Source organism: Streptomyces xiamenensis (genome assembly GCF_000993785.3).
Taxonomy (GTDB): Bacteria; Actinomycetota; Actinomycetes; order Streptomycetales; family Streptomycetaceae; genus Streptomyces; species Streptomyces xiamenensis.
Genome location: NZ_CP009922.3, coordinates 2,414,796 through 2,433,592, shown reverse-complemented (window position 1 = coordinate 2,433,592; position 18,797 = coordinate 2,414,796). Strand labels below are relative to the sequence as shown.

Annotated in this window: 12 protein-coding genes, 2 rRNA genes and 1 pseudogene; 9 read left to right on the top strand and 6 right to left on the bottom strand. The window is 68.5% G+C overall.

Annotated features, from left to right (window positions below; translation table 11 throughout):
• Positions 1 to 183: 183 nt before the first annotated feature.
• Both SXIM_RS11155 and SXIM_RS11150 read left to right on the top strand, forming a co-directional pair.
• Entirely contained in the window at positions 184 to 957 is a 774-nt protein-coding gene (locus tag SXIM_RS11155) for an ABC transporter ATP-binding protein (RefSeq protein WP_046723798.1), read from the top strand.
• The gene (locus SXIM_RS11150; RefSeq protein WP_046723797.1) at positions 954 to 1,691 is read left to right on the top strand and encodes an ABC transporter permease; all 738 of its coding nucleotides are present in this window, start codon (positions 954 to 956) and stop codon (positions 1,689 to 1,691) included. The genes SXIM_RS11155 and SXIM_RS11150 overlap by 4 nt, the downstream gene beginning before the upstream one ends.
• A gap of 69 nt (positions 1,692 to 1,760) precedes the next feature.
• On the opposite strand, the gene SXIM_RS11145 is transcribed toward SXIM_RS11150, so the two are convergent.
• Positions 1,761 to 2,705: a Ppx/GppA family phosphatase gene (locus SXIM_RS11145; protein ID WP_030734880.1), complete on the bottom strand. Its 945-nt coding sequence runs from the start codon at positions 2,703 to 2,705 to the stop codon at positions 1,761 to 1,763.
• Between SXIM_RS11145 and SXIM_RS11140 the strand changes: the two genes are divergently transcribed.
• Both SXIM_RS11140 and ilvD read left to right on the top strand, forming a co-directional pair.
• Positions 2,704 to 3,642 (top strand): DUF3109 family protein, encoded by a 939-nt coding sequence (locus SXIM_RS11140; RefSeq protein ID WP_078846887.1) that lies wholly within the window; start codon positions 2,704 to 2,706, stop codon positions 3,640 to 3,642. The two genes, SXIM_RS11145 and SXIM_RS11140, sit on opposite strands and share 2 nt — an antisense overlap.
• Before the next feature lie 42 nt (positions 3,643 to 3,684).
• On the top strand, positions 3,685 to 5,529 hold the full coding sequence (gene ilvD / locus SXIM_RS11135; protein WP_030734874.1) for a dihydroxy-acid dehydratase: 1,845 nt from the start codon (positions 3,685 to 3,687) through the stop codon (positions 5,527 to 5,529).
• A 164-nt stretch (positions 5,530 to 5,693) separates the two neighbouring features.
• Here the strand turns inward: ilvD and SXIM_RS11130 are convergent, their stop codons facing one another.
• Positions 5,694 to 7,853 carry a protein kinase domain-containing protein gene (locus tag SXIM_RS11130; protein WP_030734871.1) on the bottom strand — a complete coding sequence of 720 codons (2,160 nt, stop codon included), beginning with the start codon at positions 7,851 to 7,853 and terminating at the stop codon, positions 5,694 to 5,696.
• Between the two features lie 70 nt (positions 7,854 to 7,923).
• Here SXIM_RS11130 and SXIM_RS11125 point away from each other — a divergent pair, with 70 nt between their 5' ends.
• Positions 7,924 to 8,430, top strand: coding sequence for a hypothetical protein (locus SXIM_RS11125; RefSeq protein WP_030734868.1), 507 nt, complete (start codon positions 7,924 to 7,926; stop codon positions 8,428 to 8,430).
• Between the two features lie 133 nt (positions 8,431 to 8,563).
• Positions 8,564 to 9,370 carry a pyrroline-5-carboxylate reductase gene (gene proC / locus SXIM_RS11115; protein WP_030734865.1) on the top strand — a complete coding sequence of 269 codons (807 nt, stop codon included), beginning with the start codon at positions 8,564 to 8,566 and terminating at the stop codon, positions 9,368 to 9,370.
• Positions 9,371 to 9,443: 73 nt separating this feature from the next.
• Here the strand turns inward: proC and SXIM_RS11110 are convergent.
• The 4 genes and pseudogenes from SXIM_RS11110 to SXIM_RS27390 all read right to left on the bottom strand — a co-directional run bounded on the left by SXIM_RS11110 (position 9,444) and on the right by SXIM_RS27390 (position 12,287).
• Positions 9,444 to 10,447, bottom strand: a pseudogene (locus tag SXIM_RS11110) (ABC transporter ATP-binding protein).
• 1 nt (position 10,448) lies between these two features.
• The gene (locus tag SXIM_RS11105) at positions 10,449 to 11,213 is read right to left on the bottom strand and encodes an ABC transporter permease (RefSeq protein ID WP_078635682.1); all 765 of its coding nucleotides are present in this window, start codon (positions 11,211 to 11,213) and stop codon (positions 10,449 to 10,451) included.
• Between the two features lie 31 nt (positions 11,214 to 11,244).
• Entirely contained in the window at positions 11,245 to 12,054 is an 810-nt protein-coding gene (locus SXIM_RS11100; protein ID WP_030734857.1) for an ABC transporter permease, read from the bottom strand.
• Between the two features lie 65 nt (positions 12,055 to 12,119).
• Entirely contained in the window at positions 12,120 to 12,287 is a 168-nt protein-coding gene (locus SXIM_RS27390; RefSeq protein WP_168222761.1) for a hypothetical protein, read from the bottom strand.
• 99 nt (positions 12,288 to 12,386) lie between these two features.
• Here SXIM_RS27390 and SXIM_RS11095 point away from each other — a divergent pair, with 99 nt between their 5' ends.
• The 3 genes from SXIM_RS11095 to SXIM_RS11085 all read left to right on the top strand — a co-directional run bounded on the left by SXIM_RS11095 (position 12,387) and on the right by SXIM_RS11085 (position 18,772).
• A complete protein-coding gene (locus SXIM_RS11095) occupies positions 12,387 to 13,487 on the top strand; it encodes a DUF5937 family protein (RefSeq protein ID WP_046723793.1) in 1,101 nt (366 codons plus the stop codon).
• A 442-nt stretch (positions 13,488 to 13,929) separates the two neighbouring features.
• Positions 13,930 to 15,459: ribosomal RNA gene (locus SXIM_RS11090) — 16S ribosomal RNA — on the top strand.
• Positions 15,460 to 15,649: 190 nt separating this feature from the next.
• A 23S ribosomal RNA gene (locus SXIM_RS11085) occupies positions 15,650 to 18,772 on the top strand.
• Together the 16S and 23S rRNA genes form the textbook arrangement of a ribosomal RNA operon.
• The last annotated feature ends 25 nt before the right edge of the window (positions 18,773 to 18,797 follow it).

Genomic DNA, 18,797 nt, shown 5'->3' with positions numbered 1-18,797 from the left:
GTGGAGGGTCGCCCTCATAGCGGGTTATTCGGGCGATGCGACAACGCAGCGAGGTGCCGTGCCTGGGGGCACCTCCCGGCCGAAGGCTGGGGGAGCGCCGTGGGGCAGGCGGGACTTTGACGACAGGTCCTAAGGGTCCGCTTTCGCTTGACGGGCGCAGCCGTGCGCAGCAATATTCATCGCATGATGAATAAACGCCCGGATGCGGAGGCCGTCGCCGCCGCGGTACGGGCCACCGGTCTCGATGTCGTCCGCGGCGGCGCCCGGGTGATCAGGGATCTCGACTTCACCGTCCCATCCGGCAGCGTCACCGGGCTGCTGGGCCCGTCCGGCTGCGGCAAGACCACCCTGATGCGCGCCGTCGTCGGCGCCCAGGCCCGGGTCGGCGGCTCCCTGGAAGTGCTCGGCCTCCCGGCCGGCAGCCCGCCGCTGCGGCGCCGGCTCGGGTACGTCACCCAGGACCCGTCCGTCTACCGGGATCTGACCGTGCGGCAGAACCTCGACTACTTCGCCGCCGTGCTCGGCATCCCGCGCGCCCGGCGCGCGGGAGTGGTCTCCGCGGCGCTCGGCGACGTGGACCTGACCGGCAAGGCGGACGCGCTCACCGCCTCGCTCTCCGGCGGTCAGCGCTCCCGCGTCTCGCTGGCCGTAGCCCTGCTCGGCACCCCCGAGCTGCTGATCCTGGACGAGCCGACGGTCGGCCTCGACCCGGTGCTGCGGCGCGATCTGTGGGACCTGTTCCACCGGCTGGCCGCCGAACGCGGCACCACGCTGCTGATCTCCTCGCACGTGATGGACGAGGCCGACCGCTGCCACCGGCTGCTGCTGATGCGCGAGGGCGTCCTCCTCGCCGAGGGCAGCCCGGACGAACTGCGCGCCACCACCGGCACCGCCACCATCGAGGGCGCGTTCCTGCGCCTGGTCGACACCGCCGCCGAGGGAGGCGCGTCCGCGTGAGCCCCGCCCGTACCCTCGCCACCGCCCGCCGCGTCCTGCGCCAGCTGCGCCACGATCCGCGCACCGTGGCGCTGCTGCTGCTCGTCCCGGTGCTGCTGCTGACGCTGCTCTACTACGTCTTCGACAACAAGAACGCCGAGTTCGACCGCATCGGATCGTCCCTGCTCGGCATCTTCCCGATGCTGACCATGTTCCTGGTGACCTCCATCGCCACCCTGCGCGAACGCACCTCCGGCACCCTGGAACGGCTGCTCGCCATGCCCCTGGCCAAGGCCGACCTGATCCTCGGCTACGCGCTGGCCTTCGGCACCCTCGCCGTCCTCCAGGCGGGACTGGTCACCGGGCTCGCCGTGTGGCTGCTGAACCTCACCGTCGCCGGATCGCCCTGGCTGCTGCTGCTCGTCGCCGTCCTCACCGCCCTGCTCGGCACGGCGATGGGCCTGTTCGTCTCGGCCTTCGCCGCCTCCGAGTTCCAGGCGGTGCAGTTCATGCCGGCGTTCGTCTTCCCGCAACTGCTGCTGTGCGGGCTGTTCACGCCCCGCGACACCATGCAGCCGGTACTCCAGTACGTCTCCAACGTGCTGCCCATGTCCTACTCCGTCGATGCCGCCGAGCAGGTGCTCCGGCACAGCGGCATCACCGGCCACTACCTGCGCGACCTGGGCATCGTCGCGGCCGTCGCACTCGGCGTCCTGATCCTGGGCTCCGCCACCCTGCGGCGGCGCACCGCATAGGACCGCGCGCCGCGCAGGACCTCACCCGGGAACCGCGCCCGCCCGTCCGGGCGGGGCGGCCGGGCATCGTCACCGCTCGGGCGAGCCGTTGCGCATCCCGTCCAGCCGGCGCAGGATCACCCCTTCGCGCAGCGCCCACGGGCAGATCTCCACCGACTCCACGTCGAACAGATCCAGCGCCGCCTCCGCGACCACCGCCCCGGCCAGCAACTGCGGAGCCCGCCCCTGCGAGACCCCCGGCAACTGGGCCCGCTCCGCCGCCGGCATCACCGTCAGCTTCGGCGCCCACGAGCGCAGGTCCTCACGGCTGAGGTCACGCCGTACGTACAGCCCTTCCGCCGCCCGTGCCGCGCCCGCCAGCCGCGCCAGCTGCCGGAACGTCTTGGAGGTGGCCACCACCCGGTCCGGTGCCCCGAAACGGGTGAAGTCGCCGACCACCCGGGCGATCTCGCTCCGCACCTCGCGCCGCAGCGCCTTCACCGCCGCCGGGTCCGGCGGATCCCCGGGCAGCCGCGCCGCCGTCAGCCGCCCCGCGCCCAGCGGCAGCGACACCGCCGTGTCCGGCGCCTCGTCCACCCCGTACGCGATCTCCAGCGAGCCGCCGCCGATGTCGAACAGCAGCAGCCGCCCCGCCGACCAGCCCAGCCAGCGGCGCGCGGCCAGGAACGTCAGCCGCGCCTCGTCCGCCCCCGAGAGCACCTGGAGCGTCACGCCGGTCTCCCGCGCCACGCGTTCCAGCACCACGTCCGCGTTGCTCGCCTCGCGCACCGCCGAGGTCGCGAACGGCAGCAGCTCCGCCACCCCCTGGTCCTCGGCGACCTCCAGCGCTTCCTTGACCACCGCGATCAGTCGCTCTATCCCGACGGTGTCGATCGCACCCTTGTCGTCCAGCAACTCCGCCAGCCGCAACTCCGCCTTGTGCGAGTAGGCCGGCAGCGGCCGCGCACCCGGATGCGCGTCGACGACCAGCAGATGCACCGTATTGGATCCCACGTCGAGAACACCGAGCCTCATGAGGGTCAACGCTACCCGGGGCCCTTACCCTGGCGTGGTGGCAATCACGAAGAGGGCGAAGGCGGGCAGAACAGTCAGGCAGCTCGATGGAGCACGGCGGCGTGCCGCCGGCGACGAGGTGGCGCTGGATCACCCCCGCGCATGGGTGGAGTTCCCCGATCCCGCCGACCCCGAGCAGGTCTTCCGCTGTGATCTGACCTGGCTGACGTCCCGCTGGCACTGTGTGTTCGGCGACGGCTGTCAGGGCATCAAGGCGGGCCGCGCCTCCGACGGCTGCTGCACCCTGGGGGCGCACTTCTCGGACGAGGAGGACGAGGCCCGGGTGGCCTCGCACGCCGCCCGGCTGACCGCCGAGACCTGGCAGTTCCACGCCGAGGGCACCTCCGAGCGCGGCTGGATCCAGCTGGACGACGACGGGGAGCGGCAGACCCGGCGCTTCGAGGGGGCGTGCATCTTCCTCAACCGCCCCGGGTTCGGCGCGGGCGCCGGCTGCGCGCTGCACACCATGGCGCTCGCCGAGGGCCGCGAGCCGCTGGAGACCAAGCCCGACGTCTGCTGGCAGCTGCCGGTGCGACGCACCTACGAGTGGGTGGAGCAGCCGGACGGCGAGGAGCTGCTGTACGTGTCGATCGGCGAGTACGACCGGCGCGGCTGGGGCCCCGGCGGCCACGACCTGCACTGGTGGTGCACGGGCGCGCCCAGCGCGCACGGCGCCGGGCGCCCGGTGTACGTCTCCTACCGGCCCGAGCTGATCGAGCTGATGGGCAAGGACGGGTACGAGGAGCTGGCCCGGCTGTGCGAGCAGCGGCTGGCCGTGCACGCCGCCGTGCCCCCGGGAGCGCGCCCGCTTCCGCTGCTGGCGCCGCACCCCGCCGACCCTGTGTGCTCCGTCTCGGATTCCGGGATGTCCGTCCCACCTCCCGGGCGGGAGGCGTAGCCTCGACGTACGCAGCTCCATGTCCTGAAGGAGAGCAGAATCATGGCGACCCTGAGGTCCCGCACCGTCACCCACGGCCGCAACATGGCGGGCGCCCGCGCCCTTCTCCGGGCCGCCGGCGTAGAGCGGGAGGACTTCGGCAAGCCGATCATCGCCGTAGCCAACAGCTTCACCGAGTTCGTGCCGGGCCACACCCACCTCCAGCCGGTGGGGCGCATCGTCTCCGACGCGATCAAGGCGGCCGGCGGCATCCCGCGCGAGTTCAACACCATCGCGGTGGACGACGGCATCGCCATGGGCCACAGCGGGATGCTGTACTCCCTGCCCTCGCGCGATCTGATCGCCGACTCCGTGGAGTACATGACGGAGGCGCACTGCGCGGACGCGCTGATCTGCATCTCCAACTGCGACAAGATCACCCCCGGGATGCTGATGGCCGCCCTGCGGCTGAACATCCCCACCGTCTTCGTCTCCGGCGGCCCGATGGAGGCCGGCAAGACGACCCTGGTGGACGGCACCGTCCGCTCCAACCTCGACCTGGTGCACGCCATGTCCGAGGCCGTCTCCGACGCGACCTCGGACGAGGACCTGCTGCGGATCGAGGAAGCGGCCTGTCCGACGTGCGGCTCGTGTTCCGGGATGTTCACCGCGAACTCCATGAACTGCCTCGTCGAGGCGCTGGGCCTGGCCCTGCCCGGCAACGGCTCGGTGCTGGCCACCCACACCGCCCGCAAGGAGCTGTACGAGGCGGCCGGCCGTACCGTCGTGGAGATCACCCAGCGGTACTACGACCAGGACGACGCCACGGTGCTGCCGCGCGCGCTGGCCTCGCGGGCGGCGTTCGAGAACGCGATGGCGCTGGACGTGGCCATGGGCGGCTCCACCAACACCGTGCTGCACCTGCTGGCGGCGGCGGTCGAGGCGGAGCTGGACTTCGGCCTCGCCGACATCGACGCCGTCTCGCGCCGGGTGCCGTGCGTGTGCAAGGTCGCGCCGAACGGGGCGTACCACATGGAGGACGTGCACCGGGCCGGCGGCATCCCCGCCATCCTGGGCGAGCTGCACCGCGCCGGGTTCCTGAACGAGGACGTGCACGCGGTGCACGCCGACTCGCTGGACGAGTGGCTCAAGCAGTGGGACATCCGGGGCGGCTCGCCCGCACCGGAGGCGGTGGAGATGTTCCACGCCGCGCCGGGGTGTGTGCGCTCGGCCAAGGCGTTCTCGCAGTCCGAGCGGTGGGCCACGCTGGACGTGGACGCGGCCGGCGGGTGCATCCGGGACGCGGCCCACGCGTACTCGGCGGACGGCGGGCTCGCCGTGCTGACCGGGAACCTGGCGCCCGACGGCGCCGTGGTGAAGACGGCCGGCGTGGACGAGTCGATCTGGACCTTCACCGGCCCGGCCGTCGTCGTCGAATCGCAGGAGCAGGCGGTCGACGCGATCCTGGCCAAGCGGGTCAAGGAGGGCGACGTGGTCGTCGTCCGCTACGAGGGCCCCAAGGGCGGCCCGGGCATGCAGGAGATGCTGTACCCGACCGCGTTCCTGAAGGGCCGCGGGCTCGGAGCCAAGTGCGCGCTGATCACCGACGGCCGGTTCTCCGGCGGCACCTCGGGCCTGTCCATCGGCCATGTCTCCCCGGAGGCGGCCTCGGGCGGCGCGATCGCGCTGGTCCGGGACGGCGACATGATCAGCATCGACATCCCCAACCGGGCCATCGAGCTCCAGGTGCCGGAGGCCGAGCTGGCGGCGCGCCGCGAGGCGCTCGGCGGCCGGTACGCGCCGGTGGGGCGTGAGCGCAAGGTGTCGCTGGCGCTGCGCGCGTACGCGGCGATGGCCCTGAGCGCGGACAAGGGCGCGGTGCGCGACATCAGCAAGCTGGAGGGCTGACCTTCCGGGGCCGCCCCGAGCCCCCGGGCCGACGGCGGCGCCGGAGCGCTCCGTACGCGGGTCTCGCCGGCCAGGACGGTTCACCCGTCCTGGCCGGGGAGACCCGCGACGGCGTTCCGGGGAGAAGCCGCCGTCCGGAGCGAGCACCCACCCTCCGGCGCGGGTCACAGGTCGGGCAGCCGCACCGAGTAGAGCGTGTTCCCCAGCGTCACCACGTACGCCCAGCCGTCCGCCACCACCGGCGCCGGCGCCCAGGCGCCGCTGCCCAGGCCCGGGGTGCCCTCGTGCGGCTCACCCGACCACAGCGTGCCGCCGTCGGCGGCGTCCACGATGACCAGCCGCCCCCGCCCGTCCACGGTGTACAGCCGGCCGTCCGCCACCGTCGGCGCGGACGCGCCGCTCACCCCGGTGTCCTCGCTCCAGCGGATCTCGCCCGCCGCCGCGTCCACCGCCGTCACCCGGCCCGCCGAGTCCGTCGCGTACACCAGGCCGTCGTCCGCGAGCACCGAGCGCGGATCGGCCATGTGCGGCAACTCCGTCCGCGTCCACTCCCCGGTGTCCAGATCCATCCGCTGCACGGCCACCGACACCGGCAGCTCCGGGTCCCACTCGTCGAAGTACGCCGCCTGGCCGTCGAGCCCCACCAGCTCCAGCAGACTGCCGGTGTCCGGGGGCGTGCGCGGGGCGTGCCAGCGCGGATTGCCGGACTCGTCCAGCAGCATCAGCTCGGGGAAGCCCCCGGACTCCTCCTCACGGCTCACCACCAGCAGCCGGTCCTCGTGGGCCCGCATGTCCGTCAGATAGCGCCCCGGGGCCTCCCACACGCCCACCCGCTCCGGGGCGTCCTGGGCGTAGAACCGCACCGTGCTGTCGCCGTTCCGCAGCGCGATCCGGTCGCCCACGGCCACCAGCTCCCCGTTCAGCTCCGGCGCGTCGATCTCCCACAGCTCCTCGCCGCCGGCCGGATCGAGGGCGACCAGGCCCTGCTGCGAGCGGGCGAAGACCACCTCGCCCGCCGCGAGCCCTTCCGGCGGCAGCATCGCGGTGCGCGGCCCGTCGTGCCGCCACAGCTCGTCGCCGGACACCTCCAGCGCGACGGTACGCAGCCCCTGCGCCGTGCACAGCAGACCGTCCGGGGCCAGCGTCCGGCAGCGGAACCCCTCGGTCGGCGCGTCCTGCACCCCGAACGCGGTCAGGTCCAGCTCCCACGGCTCGGCGGCCGGCGCGGGGGCCGCCGACGTCCCGCCGGGGTCTCCCGCGGGCGGCGCCGTCGAACCGTCGTGCGGCCACAGCAGCCGCGCCCCGACCCCGGCCGCCGCCAGGACGGCCACCGCGACCGCCGCCACCAGCAGCCTCCCCCAGGCTTCGCCCGGGAGGTACCCCCAGCGTGTGCGCGGTCCGCGCGGCCGGCCCGTGACGGGCCCGGGCCCCGTGGCCGGCTCCGCCGTCCCCTGCGCGGCCTGCCACACCGGCGACGCCCGTACCTCACCCGCCTGCGCCCGGGAGTCCGCCCACGCCGCCATCCGCAGCACCGTGGCCACGTCCGGCCGCCGCTCCGGGTCCTTCGCCAGACACAGCGCCACCAGCTCGCGCAGCGGCTCGGGCACCGCGGCGAGATCCGGCTCCTCGTGCACCACCCGGTAGGCCACGGCCAGCGGATCGGGCCCCGGCAACTCGCCGCCCGACTCGAACGGGCTGCGCCCGGTCGCCGCGAACGCCACCACCGCGCCCAGCGCGAACACATCCGCCGCCTGCGTCACCTCGGCGCCGCCGGTCAGCTGCTCCGGCGCCATGAACGGCGGCGAGCCCAGCACCGCGCCCGTCTCCGTCAACCGGTGCGAGTCCGACAGCGCCCGCGAGATGCCGAAGTCGATGACCCGCACCCCGTCCCCGGCCAGCAGCACATTGCCCGGCTTCAGATCCCGGTGCACCAGCCCCCGGCCGTGGATGTCCCGCAGCGCCTCCGCCAGCTGCGCGCCCACCCGCGCCGCCTCGCGCGCCCCCAGCGGGCCGTCGCGGCCCACCCGGTCGGTGAGCGAACCGCCGGGAACGAACAGCGTGGCCAGCCACGGCGGATCGCCGTCCGGGTCGGCGTCGATCACCGGGGCGGTGTACGCGCCGCCCACCTTGCGGGCCGCGGCCACCTCCCGGCGGAACCGGGCCCGGAACCCCGGGTCCTGGGCGTACTCCCGGCGGATCACCTTCACCGCGACCTGCCGCCCCGCGACCGTGCGGGCGAGGTACACCACCCCCATGCCGCCGCTGCCCAGACGCCGTTCCAGCACGTAGTCGCCGAGCCTGTCCGGCGCGGTGCCGTCCGTCATGGCCGCTCCCCTGAGACAAGTGGAAACTCACCCTACAAAGGGCACGGGCCCGCCCGTCATAATCGACAACATGTCCACACCCCAGACACAGCGACCCCAGCCGGACCCGATCCGCTTCTACGGCACCAGCTGGGTGGACCACACGCGCGGTTACGGCGCGCGGCGCTTCGCGCTCGGCCTCGGGGCGTCCCTGCTGGCGGCCCTCGGCATCCTGGGCCTGAAGCTCGGCTACAACGGGCTGACGCTGTCGCAGAGCGCGTCCTGGCTGCGCATCCTGGTGATCGTCGCCTTCGCGGGCTGCACGGCCATGGCCTTCACCCGCGCCATGCGCGGCTGGACCCGCCCCCGGCCTTCGGCCGGCGAGGACGAGGCCGCCTTCCGCAGCATCAAGATCATCGGCTTCGTCGGGATCCTGCTGGCGTACGCGCTGCGCAGCGCGGTCGAGGCGCCGGGCGAGCGGATGCGCCGCCTGGACCACGAGGCGGCCGTCGAGCAGTACGAACGCCTCACCTCCAAGCGCTCCCGCAACCCCTCCCGCAGGGCCGGCCGTGCCGGGGCGGGTGCCAGGCGCCGCTGAGCTCCTCGGGGCCGAGCGCGCCGCGCTGCGCGAGGTCTTCCCGGACAGACAGGTCACCGAGCCGTACCTCGTGCGGCTGACCGCTGTGCGGACACCCGCCTGACACCGCCGGCCCGCGGTGCACCATGGGGGAATGACTCAGAAGATCGCTGTTCTCGGCACCGGCAAGATCGGTGAGGCCCTCCTCGGCGGCATGCTGCGCGGCGGCTGGGCCCCCGGCGACGTGCTGGTGTCCGCGCGCCGGGCCGAGCGGGCCGAGGCCCTGCGCGCCCGGTACGGGGTCACCACCGTCTCCAACGCCGAGGCCGCCAAGAGCGCCGACACCCTCATCCTGGCCGTCAAGCCCCAGGACATGGGCGCCCTGCTCGACGAACTCGCCCCGCACACCGCCGCCGACCGGCTCGTCATCTCGGTCGCCGCCGGCATCCCCACCGCCTTCGTCGAGGAGCGCCTGACCCCCGGCACGCCGGTGGTGCGGGCCATGCCCAACACCGCCGCGCTCGTGGACGAGGGCATGACCGTCATCTCCGGCGGCGCGCACGCCACCGAGGAGCAGCTCGCGCACGCGGAACGCCTCCTGGGCGGCGTCGGCACGACCATGCGGCTGCCGGAGTCCCAGCAGGACGCCGCCACCGCGCTGTCCGGCTCGGGGCCCGCGTACTTCTACTACCTGGTCGAGGCCATGACGGACGCGGGCATCCTGCTGGGCCTGCCCCGCGACAAGGCGCACGACCTGATCGTGCAGGCCGCCGTCGGCGCCTCCGTGATGCTGCGCGACAGCGGCGAACACCCCGTGGTGCTGCGTGAGGCGGTCACCTCGCCCGGCGGCACCACCATCAACGCGATCCGCGAACTGGAGAAGCACGGGGTGCGCGCCGCCCTCATCGCGGCGCTGGAGGCGGCCCGCGACCGCAGCCGCGAACTCGCCTCCGGACGGTAGCCGCCGCGCGGGCCCGCCGGGCGACGGCACCGCTCGCGGCGGACCCCGCACGACGGTGCCCGGCCCCGCACCCTCAGCCGGTCACCCCGACCGCCTCCCCCTCGGCGTCCCCGGCGTACATCCGGGCGATGACATCCTCGATGTCCGGCTCCCGCACCGACAGATCGACCAGCGGATACGCCTCGGCGACCCGCGCCACCAGCGGCGCCGCGCTCGCCCCGGCCGGGAACGCCAGCCACTGGCGCGGGCCCTCCACCCGTACGGTGCGCGCCCCCTCGACGCTGATCGGCGGCTGCTCGCGCTCCAGATCCACCACCAGCTGCCGCTCGCTCGCACCGGCCTCGTGCAGCCCGGCCAGGTCACCGTCGTACATCAGCCGTCCGTGGTCGATCACCATCACCCGGCGGCACAACTGCTCGATGTCGGTCAGATCGTGGGTGGTGAGCAGCACCGTCGTGCCCCGCTCGGCGTTCAGGTCCCGCAGAAACCCGCGCACCTTCGCCTTGCTGATCACATCCAGCCCGATCGTCGGCTCGTCCAGGTACAGCACCTCAGGATCGTGCAGCAGCGCCGCCGCGATGTCGCCGCGCATCCGCTGCCCGAGCGACAGCTGCCGCACCGGCACGTCCAGCAGCTCCGCCAGGTCCAGCAGTTCCACGCAGCGCTCCAGGTTCTCCCGGAACCGGTCCCGCGGCACCCGGTACATGCGGCGCACCAGACCGTACGAATCGCGCAGCGGCAGATCCCACCACAGCGTGGTGCGCTGCCCGAACACCACCCCGATCCGCCGGGCCAGCCGGGTGCGCTCGCGCTGCGGATCGATGCCCGCCACCCGCAGCCGGCCCCCGCTCGGGTCAGGATCCCGGTCAGCATCTTGATGGTGGTCGACTTCCCGGCACCGTTCGGGCCGATGTACCCGACCATCTCGCCGCGCCGCACGGTGAACGAGATGCCGTCCACCGCCCGCACCTCGGTCCGGGTCCGCCGGAACCGGCCCGCCTTCCGCCGCACCTGGAAGACCTTCTCCAGGTCCTCCAGCACGATCAGCTCGTCCCGCGTCGTGTCCATGCCGCTCATCTCAGCTCCCCGTACTCCGATAGGTCCGGATCCCCACCCGCCACACCACGGCGGTCAGCACGCACAGGGCGACCGCCACCAGCGGGGAGAGGAAGTCCACCCAGCCGGGCAGCCCCAGAGGGCTCTCCCGGTCCAGCAACCGCAGCAGCGGTATCCAGTTCACAAAGGCGAGCGGGACGAGGTACGTCACCCCGCGCAGCAGCTCGGTGCCGTAGATCGTCGGCGGGTACTGGAGCAGCCGGTTGCCGCCGTAGGTCACCGCGTTCTGCACCTGGGCCGCGTCCTGCGCCCAGAACTGGAACGCCCCGCCGAGCGCCCACAGCGCCCCGAAGATCACCGCGCCGCACCCGATCACCCCGGCCAGCAGCACGTACTCCAGCGGCGAGAACGTGGTGTCCAGGCGGGAGATCGCCCAGCCCAGCACCAGCACCCCCTGGATGATCCGGCCCACCCGGCGCAGCACGAACCGGTCGGCGGCTACCTGGGCGAACAGCGGAACGGGACGGATCAGCATGGTGTCCACGCTGCCGTCCCGGATCCGGGCGCCCAGCTGGTCCATATTGCCGAGGAACAGATCCGCGAGCCCCAGGGAACAACTGGCGGTGGCGTACATGAGCGCCACCTCGCCGACCGAGAAACCGCCCAGCTGGTCGACGTGCGAGAAAATAATCAGAATGCCCGCGAATTCCAGCGCGCTGCTCGCGGCGTGCCCGAGCGTGGTGAGCAGGAACGAGGCGCGGTACGCGAGTGTGGAACGGAACCACATCGCGGCGATCAGCGCGTAACCGCGCAGACCCTCAACCACCCTGCACCACCACACGCCGCGTCGCCGCCGCCTGCACGGCGCGGCCCAGCAGCAGCAGGACGACCGCCCACACCAGCGGGAACAGCAGCACGGCGAACGCGCCGGCGCCCGAGTACCGGCCCAGCAGCACATCGGCCGGCACCTGGAGCAGCGCCGCCCACGGCAGCCACTGGAGGAAGGTGCCGAGCTGTTCGGGGAACACCGTCAGCGGCATCACCATCCCGGAACAGAACATCCCGAGCAGATTGCTGACCATGTTCAGCCCGTTGCCGTCCAGCAGCCAGAAGGCCACCAGCGCCACCAGGAAGTTGATCGCGAAACTCACCAGCAGCGCCAGCAGCACCGCGCAGCAGAACAGCAGCCAGCGCAGCGGATCGGTGGGCAGCGCCAGCTCGAAGACCAGCGCCCCGACCGCCAGCGGCACCACCCCGCGCCCCAGCAGATGGAAAACGGCCCGGCCGAGATCGGCCGAAAGCCACCACATCTGGAGATCCACCGGCCGGTAGAGATCGATGGAGACCTCTCCGGTCCGGATCCGCTCCTGCAGTTCCTCACGGAAACCGCCGCCGATGACGGCGGTGGCGGCGAGCAGCCCCTGGCCCACCCACGCGAAGGTGAGCGCCTGCGCCTGGTCATAGCCCCCGAGATCGGGGCGCTGATCCCACAGCGCGATAAACGTGTAGCTCATGAAGAAACCGAAGATCGTATTGGTGAACACACCGGCGGCAGTAGCGACCCGATAGGTCGCATAACGCCGGAAACTACTGCCCGCGACAGCGCGGTACAGCCCGGACGTCCGCATGTCAGAAACCCCCTTTTCCTCCGGAGCCAAAACGCCGGAGCCTAAGGGCGCGCGGGAGCGGACCGCTACCGAATATCGGGGCCGCGCCGGCGGAATCGGCGGACACGCAGGAACGCCCGCGGTCGCCGCCGCGTCCGGTGCAGCCGTACGGCGTCCCAATAGGCCGCGTCGAGTTCGCCGGTGGAGGAACGCCAGGGATGGCGGGGATCGAAGAACGAGGTGTCGGTGCCCATGGCCACCACGCTGCGCCGGGCAGCGGCCAGGGCGCGCGTGGATTGACGAGGACAGTCAACCGACTCCCCCATGGGGCCCGCGCTCACCAGAATGGGGACATGACCGTGGTCATCGACATCGCAGGACTGCCGGCCGAGCACTTCCACTTCGGTCCCTCCCCGCTGGCCGAACTCGGCGCGGCGCTGCACGTGCTGTCCGAGCCGGGCCACCATCCCGACCGCGCGGAATGGGCCGCCGCCGTGCACCGCGCGCTGCCCGCCGACCTGGCCGACCGGCTGACCGAGGCGGACTTCCTGTGGCGTTCGACCCGCTCCGACATCCTGCTGCCGACCGCTCCGGGCCGCACGTTGCAGGAGGAGCTCGACGTGGCGGAGGAGATGAGCGACGAGCGGTACGTCGGGGCCGCCCTGGAGATCTCTTGCGCGGCCTGGCGGTACGGGGATCCCGGCGCGACGAATCCGCTGACGGACCCCCGGGGACGGGAGCACGCCCTGGAGCGCGCGGCGGCCCGGGGCCCGCGCCAGCGGGCCTTCGTGGAGCGGCTGCTGCTGGACCCGGCGGCGGTGCGGGCGTGGATACGGCGGCTGCTGGAGGACTGCCACGAGGCGTTCTTCGCACAGGTGTGGGAGGAGATACGCCCCGGGCTGGCCGCCGACGCCCGGCACAAGACCGAGCTGTTGCGGCACAAGGGGCTGGCCCCCGCGATGCGGGCGGTGTCGCCCGTCATCACGGTGGACGAGGCCGGGCGCCGGCTCACGATCGACAAGATCTACGACGGGCGGACGACGGCGCTGGACCGGACGGCGGGCCTGGGCATCGCCCTTTTCCCGACGGCTTTCGGCTGGCCGCATCTGATCGCGCTGCACGCCACCGGATGGCGGCCGGTGATCCAGTACCCGGTGGCCTCCTCGAACCTGCCGCACCCGGCGACGCCGGAGACGCTGGCGCGACGGCTGGAGGCGCTGGCCCATCCGACACGGCTGCGGATGTGCCGCAGTCTGGCCCTCGCCCCGCACACGACGGGGGAGTTGGCCGGCTCGCTGGGGATGAGCGCGCCCGAGGTCTCCCGTCATCTGGCGGTGATGCGCAAGGCCGGCCTGCTGACGACGCGGCGCCAGGGGCGGTACGCGCAGCACAGTCTGGACCTGGGTGTGGTGGCCCGGCTGGGGACCGAGTTCCTGGAAACGGTGCTGCGTTGAGGCCGGTCCGGGGGTGGTCGGAGAGCACCTGGGACAGGGGTGCGCCCGGCCGTGTGACCTCGATTTGACACTGTCTCCACAGGGTCCGTAAGGTCCACCAAGTTGCCGCCCAGGGGGCAGGTTCTCAGGCCAGGATCCGGATTTGGATCGGCCGGGGAAATCCCCTAAAGTGGTGGACACGCCGGAGGGCGAAAAACTTACCGGGCCGAAAGGCTCAACTCCTCCCAGCGGAGGCCAAGTTCGGGAAACCGAGTGTGGTAAGCTGGGAAACACGAAGGGAAAGCCCGGAGGGGCCCGAGAGGGAACCAAAGGAAGCATCCGTTCCTTGAGAACTCAACAGCGTGCCAAATAGTCAATGCCAGATTATTTACTGAGTCTGCATCTCGACCTCGTCTGAGGTGCAGCATTTAAGCGAGGATTTTCCTTGCTCTTACATGAAGCATTCATGGAGAGTTTGATCCTGGCTCAGGACGAACGCTGGCGGCGTGCTTAACACATGCAAGTCGAACGATGAACCGGTTTCGGCCGGGGATTAGTGGCGAACGGGTGAGTAACACGTGGGCAATCTGCCCTGCACTCTGGGATAAGCCCGGGAAACTGGGTCTAATACCGGATACGACACATGAGCGCATGCTCGTGTGTGGAAAGTTCCGGCGGTGCAGGATGAGCCCGCGGCCTATCAGTTTGTTGGTGGGGTAGTGGCCTACCAAGACGACGACGGGTAGCCGGCCTGAGAGGGTGACCGGCCACACTGGGACTGAGACACGGCCCAGACTCCTACGGGAGGCAGCAGTGGGGAATATTGCACAATGGGCGAAAGCCTGATGCAGCGACGCCGCGTGAGGGATGACGGCCTTCGGGTTGTAAACCTCTTTCAGCAGGGAAGAAGCGAAAGTGACGGTACCTGCAGAAGAAGCACCGGCTAACTACGTGCCAGCAGCCGCGGTAATACGTAGGGTGCAAGCGTTGTCCGGAATTATTGGGCGTAAAGAGCTCGTAGGCGGCCTGTCGCGTCGATTGTGAAAGCCCAGGGCTTAACCCTGGGTCTGCAGTCGATACGGGCAGGCTAGAGTTCGGTAGGGGAGATCGGAATTCCTGGTGTAGCGGTGAAATGCGCAGATATCAGGAGGAACACCGGTGGCGAAGGCGGATCTCTGGGCCGATACTGACGCTGAGGAGCGAAAGCGTGGGGAGCGAACAGGATTAGATACCCTGGTAGTCCACGCCGTAAACGGTGGGCACTAGGTGTGGGCAACATTCCACGTTGTCCGTGCCGCAGCTAACGCATTAAGTGCCCCGCCTGGGGAGTACGGCCGCAAGGCTAAAACTCAAAGGAATTGACGGGGGCCCGCACAAGCGGCGGAGCATGTGGCTTAATTCGACGCAACGCGAAGAACCTTACCAAGGCTTGACATACACCGGAAACGGCCAGAGATGGTCGCCCCCTTGTGGTCGGTGTACAGGTGGTGCATGGCTGTCGTCAGCTCGTGTCGTGAGATGTTGGGTTAAGTCCCGCAACGAGCGCAACCCTTATCCTGTGTTGCCAGCGGATCCCTTCGGGGGTGCCGGGGACTCACGGGAGACTGCCGGGGTCAACTCGGAGGAAGGTGGGGACGACGTCAAGTCATCATGCCCCTTATGTCTTGGGCTGCACACGTGCTACAATGGCCGGTACAATGAGCTGCGATACCGCGAGGTGGAGCGAATCTCAAAAAGCCGGTCTCAGTTCGGATTGGGGTCTGCAACTCGACCCCATGAAGTCGGAGTCGCTAGTAATCGCAGATCAGCATTGCTGCGGTGAATACGTTCCCGGGCCTTGTACACACCGCCCGTCACGTCATGAAAGTCGGTAACACCCGAAGCCGGTGGCCTAACCCCTTGTGGGAGGGAGCTGTCGAAGGTGGGACTGGCGATTGGGACGAAGTCGTAACAAGGTAGCCGTACCGGAAGGTGCGGCTGGATCACCTCCTTTCTAAGGAGCTTCTAGGCTGCCTTTTGGTAGTCCAGAGCCACTACGCCGGCGAGTGTCCGGCGGTGGTTTGCTCATGGGTGGAACATTGACTGCAACATTTGGTTCGCTGTTGGGTGTCTGAAGGTACGGCTGTGAAAGGTCGAATCTTCGGTTGTTGTTTGAGAATTGCACAGTGGACGCGAGCATCTGTGGCCAAGTTTTTAAGGGCGCACGGTGGATGCCTTGGTACCAGGAACCGATGAAGGACGTGGGAGGCCGCGATAGTCCCCGGGGAGTTGTCAACCTAGCTGTGATCCGGGGGTTTCCGAATGGGGAAACCCGGCAGTCGTTATGGGCTGTCACCCACTGCTGAATGTATAGGCGGTGTGGAGGGAACGCGGGGAAGTGAAACATCTCAGTACCCGCAGGAAGAGAAAACAACCGTGATTCCGGGAGTAGTGGTGAGCGAAACCGGAGGAGGCTAAACCGTATGTGTGTGATACCCGGCAGGGGTTGCGCATGCGGGGTTGTGGGAGCTTTTTTGATCGTTCTGCCGGACGGTCGGTGAGTAAGAAACTGTGTGGATAGGCGAAGGGCATGCGAAAGGCCCGGCGTAGAGGGTAAGACCCCCGTAGCTGAAATCTGCATGGCTCACTTAAAGGTTTCCCAAGTAGCATGGGGCCCGAGAAATCCTGTGTGAATCTGGCGGGACCACCCGTTAAGCCTAAATATTCCCTGGTGACCGATAGTGGATAGTACCGTGAGGGAATGGTGAAAAGTACCGCGGGAGCGGAGTGAAATAGTTCCTGAAACCGTGTGCCTACAAGCCGTGGGAGCGTCGTCATCTGTGCTTGCACGGGTGGCCGTGACTGCGTGCCTTTTGAAGAATGAGCCTGCGAGTTTGCGGTGTGTTGCGAGGTTAACCCGTGTGGGGTAGCCGTAGCGAAAGCGAGTCCGAACAGGGCGACTCAGTAGCATGCCCTAGACCCGAAGCGGAGTGATCTAGCCATGGGCAGGGTGAAGCGAGGGTAAGACCTCGTGGAGGCCCGAACCCACCAGAGTTGAAAATCTGGGGGATGACCTGTGGTTAGGGGTGAAAGGCCAATCAAACTCCGTGATAGCTGGTTCTCCCCGAAATGCATTTAGGTGCAGCGTCGTGTGTTTCTTGCCGGAGGTAGAGCACTGGATAGGTGATGGGCCTTACCGGGTTACTGACCTTAGCCAAACTCCGAATGCCGGTAAGTGAGAGCGCGGCAGTGAGACTGTGGGGGATAAGCTCCATGGTCGAGAGGGAAACAGCCCAGAGCATCGACTAAGGCCCCTAAGCGTGTGCTAAGTGGGAAAGGATGTGGAGTCGCAGAGACAACCAGGAGGTTGGCTTAGAAGCAGCCACCCTTGAAAGAGTGCGTAATAGCTCACTGGTCGAGTGATTCTGCGCCGACAATGTAGCGGGGCTCAAGTACACCGCCGAAGTCGTGTCACTGCAACAATACTTCTAACGAAGGTTGTGGTGGGTAGGGGAGCGTCGTGTGCCGGGTGAAGCAGCCGTGGAAACGAGTTGTGGACGGTATGCGAGTGAGAATGCAGGCATGAGTAGCGATACAAGAGTGGGAAACTCTTGCGCCGATTGACTAAGGGTTCCTGGGTCAAGTTGATCTGCCCAGGGTAAGTCGGGGCCTAAGGCGAGGCCGACAGGCGTAGTCGATGGATAACCGGTTGATATTCCGGTACCCGTTGTGGAGCGCCAACGCTGAATCAGGCGATGCTAAGCCCGCGAAGCCGCCATCTGTCCCTTCGGGGGTGGGTGGAGTGGTGGAGTCGGTGGTCCAGACCTGTAGTAGGTGAGTGATGGGGTGACGCAGGAAGGTAGTCCAGCCCGGGCGGTGGTTGTCCCGGGGTAAGGGTGTGGCCCGTGGAGCAGGTAAATCCGTTCCACACGAGGGTGAGACCTGATGCCGAGCCGATTGTGGTGAAGTGGATGATCCTATGCTGTCGAGAAAAGCCTCTAGCGAGTTTCACAATGGCCCGTACCCTAAACCGACTCAGGTGGTCAGGTAGAGTATACCGAGGCGTTCGGGTGAACTATGGTTAAGGAACTCGGCAAAATGCCCCCGTAACTTCGGGAGAAGGGGGGCCATTTCTGGTGATGAGACTTGCTCTCTGAGCTGGGGGTGGCCGCAGAGACCAGCGAGAAGCGACTGTTTACTAAAAACACAGGTCCGTGCGAAGCTGTAAGGCGATGTATACGGACTGACGCCTGCCCGGTGCTGGAACGTTAAGGGGACCGGTTAGTCACATTTCGGTGTGGCGAAGCTGAGAACTTAAGCGCCAGTAAACGGCGGTGGTAACTATAACCATCCTAAGGTAGCGAAATTCCTTGTCGGGTAAGTTCCGACCTGCACGAATGGCGTAACGACTTCTTGACTGTCTCAACCATAGGCCCGGTGAAATTGCACTACGAGTAAAGATGCTCGTTTCGCGCAGCAGGACGGAAAGACCCCGGGACCTTTACTATAGCTTGATATTGGTGTTCGGTTCGGTTTGTGTAGGATAGGTGGGAGACTGTGAAGCCTGGACGCTAGTTCAGGTGGAGTCGTTGTTGAAATACCACTCTGATCGTGCTGGATGTCTAACCTGGGTCCGTGATCCGGATCGGGGACAGTGTCTGGTGGGTAGTTTAACTGGGGCGGTTGCCTCCTAAAGAGTAACGGAGGCGCCCAAAGGTTCCCTCAGCCTGGTTGGTCATCAGGTGGTGAGTGTAAGTGCACAAGGGAGCTTGACTGTGAGACTGGCAGGTCGAGCAGGTGCGAAAGCAGGGACTAGTGATCCGGCGGTGGTTTGTGGAAGCGCCGTCGCTCAACGGATAAAAGGTACCCCGGGGATAACAGGCTGATCTTCCCCAAGAGTCCGTATCGACGGGATGGTTTGGCACCTCGATGTCGGCTCGTCGCATCCTGGGGCTGGAGTTGGTCCCAAGGGTTGGGCTGTTCGCCCATTAAAGCGGTACGCGAGCTGGGTTTAGAACGTCGTGAGACAGTTCGGTCCCTATCCGCTGTGCGCGTTGGAGTCTTGAGAAGGGCTGTCCCTAGTACGAGAGGACCGGGACGGACGAACCTCTGGTGTGCCAGTTGTTCTGCCAAGGGCATGGCTGGTTGGCTACGTTCGGAAAGGATAACCGCTGAAAGCATCTAAGCGGGAAGCCTGCTTCGAGATGAGGACTCCCACCCACTTGATGGGGTAAGGCTCCCTGTAGACGACAGGGTTGATAGGCCAGATATGGAAGCCTCGTGAGAGGTGGAGTTGACTGGTACTAATAGGCCGAGGGCTTGTCCTCAGATGCTCGCGTCCACTGTGAATTT

Excerpts from the sequence above, each read along its gene's own strand:
- SXIM_RS11130 (WP_030734871.1), bottom strand. The coding sequence starts at position 7,853 with ATGACGGACGGCACCGCGCCGGACAGGCTCGGCGACTACGTGCTGGAA.
- SXIM_RS11140 (WP_078846887.1), top strand. The coding sequence starts at position 2,704 with ATGAGGGTCAACGCTACCCGGGGCCCTTACCCTGGCGTGGTGGCAATC.
- SXIM_RS11105 (WP_078635682.1), bottom strand. The coding sequence starts at position 11,213 with ATGTGGTTCCGTTCCACACTCGCGTACCGCGCCTCGTTCCTGCTCACC.
- SXIM_RS11100 (WP_030734857.1), bottom strand. The coding sequence starts at position 12,054 with ATGCGGACGTCCGGGCTGTACCGCGCTGTCGCGGGCAGTAGTTTCCGG.
- SXIM_RS11095 (WP_046723793.1), top strand. The coding sequence starts at position 12,387 with ATGACCGTGGTCATCGACATCGCAGGACTGCCGGCCGAGCACTTCCAC.
- SXIM_RS11155 (WP_046723798.1), top strand. The coding sequence starts at position 184 with ATGATGAATAAACGCCCGGATGCGGAGGCCGTCGCCGCCGCGGTACGG.
- SXIM_RS27390 (WP_168222761.1), bottom strand. The coding sequence starts at position 12,287 with ATGGGCACCGACACCTCGTTCTTCGATCCCCGCCATCCCTGGCGTTCC.
- SXIM_RS11125 (WP_030734868.1), top strand. The coding sequence starts at position 7,924 with ATGTCCACACCCCAGACACAGCGACCCCAGCCGGACCCGATCCGCTTC.
- proC (WP_030734865.1), top strand. The coding sequence starts at position 8,564 with ATGACTCAGAAGATCGCTGTTCTCGGCACCGGCAAGATCGGTGAGGCC.
- SXIM_RS11145 (WP_030734880.1), bottom strand. The coding sequence starts at position 2,705 with ATGAGGCTCGGTGTTCTCGACGTGGGATCCAATACGGTGCATCTGCTG.
- ilvD (WP_030734874.1), top strand. The coding sequence starts at position 3,685 with ATGGCGACCCTGAGGTCCCGCACCGTCACCCACGGCCGCAACATGGCG.